A 6467-nucleotide genomic window follows, 5' to 3' on the forward strand; every position below is an offset into this window, starting at 1 on the left:
CTTCGCAAGTCGCTTCGCGGCGATTCCGCCGAGCCCGTCATCCCGTTCGCCCAGCCAGGTTCACTCACCCGCGTCTACGCCGTGGCCTCCGGTAAGGGCGGAGTCGGAAAGTCCAGCGTGACAGTCAATCTCGCGGCAGCAATGGCCGCGCGCGGACTGTCCGTGGGTGTACTCGACGCGGATATCTACGGCCACTCGATCCCCCGCATGCTCGGCACTGACGCCAAGCCGACTCAGGTCGAGCGCATGATCATGCCGCCCGTCGCCCACGACGTGAAGATGATCTCCATCGCGCAGTTCACCCAGGGCAACACACCTGTCGTCTGGCGCGGACCGATGCTGCACCGCGCGCTCCAGCAGTTCCTCGCCGACGTGTTCTGGGGCGATCTGGACGTGCTGCTGCTCGATCTGCCGCCCGGCACCGGTGACATCGCCATCTCCGTGGCTCAGCTCATCCCGAGCGCCGAGATCCTGGTCGTCACCACACCGCAGCAGGCTGCTGCAGAGGTCGCCGAGCGCGCGGGCGCGATCGCCCTGCAGACCCGCCAGCGCGTCGCCGGCGTCGTCGAGAACATGTCGTGGCTCGAACTTCCCGACGGCACCCGTATGGACGTCTTCGGCGAAGGCGGCGGGCAGACCGTCTCCGATCGCCTCACGAAGGCCGTCGGCGCCAAGGTTCCGCTTCTCGGACAGATCCCGCTGGATCCGTCCGTCCGCGAGGCAGGCGACGCCGGGACGCCGATCGTCCTCAGCGCTCCCGATTCACCCGCAGCCATCGCACTCAAGGACATCGCCGACAAGTTGGCCGTCCGTCAGCGCGGGCTGGCCGGAATGTCGCTCGGTATCAACACGGTTCGCAACCTGTAGAACCCCCTCATACGGAAGGGCGCCTGTCACCGATCGGTGACAGGCGCCCTTGCGTATGTCGAATCTAGGTGGCGTCGAAGTCCACAGGAGGACGTTCGCCGGCGGTGAGTGGCTTGTCCTTCGACAGCGTCTTCGGCTCCTGCACTCCGCTCTGCGGCTTCTTGTCGAAGTTGCCCGTGAAGATGGAGTCGTCGCCGTCGAGGAGGTGCTGGGTGATCACAGCGCGCGGCGTCATTCCGCGCAGCTTGTTCAGATCTGCGAGCGGTTTACGCAGATCCTCGAAATCGGTGCCCAGTTCTTCCTTTAGCTGATTGGAAGCGCCCGAAGCATATTCGCGCACCTGCCTCAGGGATTTCGTGACCCAGGAGACCGCACCAGGAAGCCGCTCAGGTCCCAAGATGACCAGAGCCGCTACGAGGAGGATCATGAACTCGCCCCAACCGATGTTGCCAAACACAGGGTCAGCCTACTGTGTGCTCGCTCGGTGCGCGCATGTCCGGATCAACCTCACAGGAAGATCGCAGGGTCCGATCAGTCCGACACCGGCGTGACCGAAATGTCGACCTGCCGTCCGTCGCGGATCAACTGAACGTTGACAGGCTGATCGACGGTCGTCGCGTTGACCGCAACCACCAATTCGTCGGCGCTTGTCACCGGTCGGTCACCGACCTTGACGATGACGTCACCCTCGACGATCCCCGCACGTTGAGCGGGGCTGCCGTCGCGCACGTTGGCCACCGCAGCACCACTGGTCGCGTCATTGACCGCGGTGCGGGCATTCACGCCGATGTCGGGGTGATGAACCTTGCCGTCACGGATGATGGTCTGAGCCACCTCGGTGACCGTGTCGATCGGAATCGCGAAGCCGAGCCCGACCGAACCACCGGACTCACTGAGCATTGCGGTGTTGATGCCGATGACGCGGGCTTCATCGTCGACGAGCGCACCACCGGAATTGCCGTGATTGATCGCCGCGTCGGTCTGGACGGCGTCGATGACGGCGTTGGTGTCAGTGCCTTCACCCGACAACCGCAGAGGCCGGTTCAGTGCACTGACGATCCCGCGGGTGACAGTCTTGCTCAATCCGAGCGGTGAGCCGACGGCGACGACGTCGTCGCCCACCTGAACATCCTCGGATTTTCCGAGCTGAGCGACCGTCAGATTGTTCGCCGACACCTTGAGCACTGCGAGGTCTGTCTTGACATCACGTCCGACGATCTGGGCGTCGGTCTTGGTTCCGTCGGAGAAGATCACCTGGATCTTCGCGTCCTGAGCGGGCGGAACGGCCGAGGAGATCACGTGGTTGTTGGTGACGATGTATCCCTCACCCGAGATGACCACACCGGAACCCGTGCTGCCCTGGTCACCGACGGCGACCTGAATCGACACCACGGATGGCAGTACCGCGTCGGCGACCTTCGCCACCTGAGACTCCGGCTGTTCCCCACCGCCGGATTGAACGAGCGTGACACGTGAGCTGGTGAGTGAACTGCGATCGGCAGTGATGACAGTGGCAAACAACCCACCGACGAGAGCGATGACAAGCGCCATGCCCGCAAGCGCGGCCAGTGCCGAGGGGGCGACCTTGCGACCGAACAACAGCTCACGCACGTCGAGTTTCTGGGCGGGAGGCAACTGCACCGGCGCCTCGGACTCTGCGGGCTTGCCGAGCGAGACGGCGGATTCAGGATCACGCCACGGATCACGCGGCGGTTCTTCGTCGGGCGTGTTGTTCGCCGTCGCATCGGGATCGCGACCGATCGACTCGGTGGCGTCTGCGGGTCGACCGAACGCTTCGGCCAGAACCGGGTCCGGAGTCCCGATCACGACATCGGAGGACGGAGTCGATCGCGCGGCCACCGGAGTGAACGAGCCCTCGACTCCACTCGGCCGACCGAACACCTGGCGCGAGGCCGGATCGATCTGGGGTCGATAGACCGGACGGGGGTCGAGAACCGGCGCATCTGCCGGTCTGTCCACCGAACCGTTTGCCGAAGAATCCGAACTCACTCCGGAGTGCCCCCTTTTTCCGTCAGTCACATGGTCCAGTATCACTGATCCGCGCCGGGAAGCTGGCGCGCGGCGTCATTTGCGCCAGCGACGGGACAACCTCTTGCTGATGGTGGAGAAGCCGGCGGGTTGATTACCGACGGAACTGTCGGCGTTTTCCGAATTCGGCCCGGTAGTCGGACTGTTGCACGAAGGAATCTGGCTGAGAAGTCCCACCAGGGACAACGGCATCGTCATCTCGCCGCTTCGACGCAGCGCACCACGTGCCTGCTGCTGAGCATCGACGGCCGCAGCGCACTCGGCACAGATCGAGATGTGATGCGAGGCCCGCAAGTAGGCCTGCATTCGGAGTTCTCCGTCGACGTAGGCAGCGATTGCCTCGCTGGCCAGATGTTCGGTCGAACCGAACTGGCGATGTGCCCGCGCCTCCGTCATTCGTCCCTCCAGGTGATTGACCACGTCCCGCTCTGTAGCTCGAACCCGACCGTCAGAAACCGACGAGTTCGGATTCGGCTGCGCGCTGCGCTGCCAGATGATCACGAATCGCCTGTCGCCCACGATGGATACGGCTACGAACCGTTCCGAGCTTCACTCCCAGTGTGGCACCGATTTCCTCGTACGACAGACCTTCGATGTCACAGAGCACGACAGCGGCACGAAATTCAGGTGCGAGTGAGTCCAGTGCGGCCTGCAGACCTGCGTCGAGGCGCGCGTCGTGGTAGATCTGCTCGGGGTCCGGACCGGGCGAGGGAACGCGGTCGTAGTCCTCGGGCAGCGCTTCCATACGGATGCGATTGCGTCGGCGAACCATGTCGAGGAACAGGTTTGTGGTGATGCGGTGCAACCAGCCCTCGAAAGTTCCGGGCTGATAATCGGAGAGCGAGCGGAACACCCGGATGAAGGTGTCCTGCGTCAAGTCCTCGGCGTCCTGGGCATCGCCTGACAACCGGTAGGCCAGGCGGTACACCCGGTCACCGTGCTGACGCACGAGTTCGTCCCAAGTCGGCATGGAGGACTTCTCACCAGTTGCATCGAACACAGCAGTGCCGATCAATTCGGAATCCACAGCCGATTCCGTCGTCAAAACTTCCGACTCTCGAGGGCGAGGCTCGTCGTTGACCTGGTAAATAAGTTGATCCTCCTGCTCGGGATCGCGTAGTTCGATCACCGCGTTGTCCGAATCACGTGATGCGCGATATTCGGGAGAACCAGCCGTTGCTGTGATTTGTTCCCGATCACCGAGCTGCGAAAGATCAACTTGGTAGAAATCGATACCGCCGTGCGATCTTCGATCCGGCGATGTATACACCTTTTCTCATCGCGGTGTGCACGCCATATGAGGAGCCTGAGGGATTCCTGAGAATCCTGGTGACTGCGCGCCTTGCAGCGACAATCCGAACCGCCCGATAACCTCATGAGCGTGACCCACGCCGAACAGATACTCCGCCACGTCGAGGACGTAGTTTCCGAGGACGAGATTTTGACCGCGGCGCGAGATCGAGCGCTGGATCTCGGAGCCCATCCGGTGACGCCCGCCGTCGGTGCGACGCTCGCGATGTTCGCGAGGATGCTCGACGCGAAGACGGCCGTCGAGGTGGGTACCGGAGCCGGCGTGAGCAGCCTGTGGCTTCTGCACGGAATGCGCGACGACGGCGTCCTGACCACGATCGACAGCGAACCCGAACATCAGCGGGCCGCCAAGCTGACCTTCCGCGAAAGCGGAATCGCTCCGGCACGCACTCGCCTGATCAACGGACGGGCTCTCGACGTGCTTCCCCGGCTCGCCGACGGCGGCTACGACCTGGTATTCGTCGACTGCGCCGCGATCGACCACCCGCACTACGTCCGCGAAGGTGTCCGCCTGCTGCGCTCCGGCGGTGTCATCGTACTGCACAACGCCCTGGCCGACGGCCGCGTTGCCGACAGCTCCGCACGCGACGCGACAACGGTTGCGGTCCGAGAAGCGGCAAAGGCCGTGACCGAGGACGAGCGACTCATTCGAGTCCTCCTCCCCCTCGGTGACGGCCTCCTCTGCGCGAGCAAGCTCTAGATCCAGACGCCCTTACCGATGGCGACGACGCCACCCTGACTGACGGCAAATCGTTCGCGGTCACGTTCGAGATCGACGCCGATGATTTCGCCGTCACCGACGACGACGTTCTTGTCGAGGATCGCTCGCCGTACGACGGCACCCTTGCCGATGCGCACACCCGGCATCAGCACGCTGCCCTCGACGGTCGCACCGTCCTCGATCATCACGTTGGAACTGAGTACCGAATTGCGCACGGTCGCCGCGGACAGGATCGACCCAGCACCGACCAACGATTCCTGCGCGAGTCCGCCCTTCACGAACTTTGCGGGCGCGAGATTCTCGGTGGCGCCGCGGATGGGCCAGCGACGGTTGTAGAGATTGAAGATCGGGTGCACCGACACCAGGTCCATGTGAGCGTCGTAGAAGGCGTCGAGGGTACCGACGTCACGCCAGTAACCGCGGTCTCGATCGGTGGCGCCGGGAACGACGTTGTCCTTGAAGTCGTAGACCGACGCCTCACCCGCGGCGACCAAGGCGGGAATGATGTCTCCGCCCATGTCGTGATCGGAATCGGAATTCTCTGAATCAGCGCGGATGGCGTCCACGAGTACCTTGGTGGTGAACACATAGTTACCCATGGACGCGAACGTCGAATTGGGGTCGTCCGGTGTCCCGGGAGGATGGGCGGGCTTTTCCAGGAACTGGGTGATGCGTCCGGACTCGTCACTGTCGATGCAGCCGAAAGCAAAAGCCTCACTTCGCGGTACACGAATACCCGCGACCGTCACGCCTGCCCCGGATTCGATGTGGTGCTGAACCATCTGTTCCGGATCCATCCGGTACACGTGGTCGGCACCGAAAACCACGATGTACTCGGGGTCCTCGTCGTAAACGAGATTGAGCGACTGCAGGATTGCGTCGGCACTGCCGGTGTACCAGCGCGGCCCGAGCCGCTGCTGGGCCGGGACCGGGGTGATGTACTCACCCGCGAACCCGGACAATCGCCACGTCTGCGAAATGTGGCGGTCGAGTGAATGTGACTTGTATTGCGTCAACACACAAATACGCAGATATCCCGCGTTGACAAGGTTGCTCAACACGAAGTCGATAAGTCGATATGCACCTCCGAAGGGCACTGCGGGCTTCGCTCTGTCCGCGGTCAGCGGATACAAGCGTTTGCCCTCGCCCCCGGCGAGCACGATTCCAAGCACATGCGGCTGGCTTCTCACACCGCTAACCTATCCGCACTGGTGAACTCCCGCTAGCGAAGCAGTCCGAGAGGTCCGATCGTGTCCCCCTCCGAACGGCCGGGGATAACGTGATCGGTAGCCGGATCGACCACGGGCGGTTAGGTTTAGCGCGTGCGAGTCGCGATGATGACCAAGGAATACCCGCCGGAGATCTACGGCGGCGCAGGAGTACACGTAACCGAGCTCGTCGCTCGGATGAAACGGCTGTGCGAGGTCGACGTGCACTGCATGGGCGCCCCGCGCGAAGGCGCGATCGTCCACTCTCCCGACCCCGCTCTCGCCGGATCCAACCCGGCCCTGACGACGCT

7 protein-coding genes and 1 pseudogene are annotated in these 6467 nt (G+C 63.3%); 3 read left to right on the top strand and 5 right to left on the bottom strand.

The features are described 5' to 3' along the window. Positions 1–867: Mrp/NBP35 family ATP-binding protein (locus A2J01_RS08090; protein ID WP_064112471.1), on the top strand; the 867-nt coding region annotated here is incomplete at its 5' end. 64 nt (positions 868–931) lie between these two features. Here the strand turns inward: A2J01_RS08090 and tatB are convergent. From tatB to sigE, 4 genes are all read right to left on the bottom strand, one after another. Continuing rightward, positions 932–1324 (bottom strand): Sec-independent protein translocase protein TatB, encoded by a 393-nt coding sequence (gene tatB, locus A2J01_RS08095; protein WP_003945177.1) that lies wholly within the window; start codon positions 1322–1324, stop codon positions 932–934. A 74-nt stretch (positions 1325–1398) separates the two neighbouring features. After that, the gene (locus A2J01_RS08100; RefSeq protein WP_442971557.1) at positions 1399–2922 is read right to left on the bottom strand and encodes a trypsin-like peptidase domain-containing protein; all 1524 of its coding nucleotides are present in this window, start codon (positions 2920–2922) and stop codon (positions 1399–1401) included. A gap of 30 nt (positions 2923–2952) precedes the next feature. After that, a complete protein-coding gene (locus A2J01_RS08105; RefSeq protein ID WP_003945180.1) occupies positions 2953–3312 on the bottom strand; it encodes a hypothetical protein in 360 nt (119 codons plus the stop codon). Positions 3313–3364: 52 nt separating this feature from the next. Then, positions 3365–3961, bottom strand: coding sequence for an RNA polymerase sigma factor SigE (sigE, locus tag A2J01_RS08110; protein ID WP_064112474.1), 597 nt, complete (start codon positions 3959–3961; stop codon positions 3365–3367). A 330-nt stretch (positions 3962–4291) separates the two neighbouring features. Here sigE and A2J01_RS08115 point away from each other — a divergent pair, with 330 nt between their 5' ends. Continuing rightward, on the top strand, positions 4292–4927 hold the full coding sequence (locus A2J01_RS08115; protein ID WP_007736091.1) for an O-methyltransferase: 636 nt from the start codon (positions 4292–4294) through the stop codon (positions 4925–4927). On the opposite strand, the gene glgC is transcribed toward A2J01_RS08115, so the two are convergent. After that, complete coding sequence (glgC, locus tag A2J01_RS08120) at positions 4924–6138, bottom strand: glucose-1-phosphate adenylyltransferase (protein ID WP_082900824.1); 1215 nt, start codon at positions 6136–6138, stop codon at positions 4924–4926. The genes A2J01_RS08115 and glgC overlap by 4 nt on opposite strands. A gap of 144 nt (positions 6139–6282) precedes the next feature. Between glgC and A2J01_RS08125 the strand changes: the two are divergent. Beyond that, a pseudogene (locus A2J01_RS08125) lies at positions 6283–6467 on the top strand (glycogen synthase); the annotation flags it as partial.

The organism is Rhodococcus sp. EPR-134 (assembly GCF_001647205.1).
Taxonomy (GTDB): domain Bacteria; phylum Actinomycetota; class Actinomycetes; order Mycobacteriales; family Mycobacteriaceae; genus Rhodococcus_F; species Rhodococcus_F qingshengii.

Coding starts and splice junctions, on each gene's coding strand:
- A2J01_RS08105 (WP_003945180.1), bottom strand. CDS start 3,312: ATGACGGAGGCGCGGGCACATCGCCAGTTCGGTTCGACCGAACATCTG.
- A2J01_RS08115 (WP_007736091.1), top strand. CDS start 4,292: ATGAGCGTGACCCACGCCGAACAGATACTCCGCCACGTCGAGGACGTA.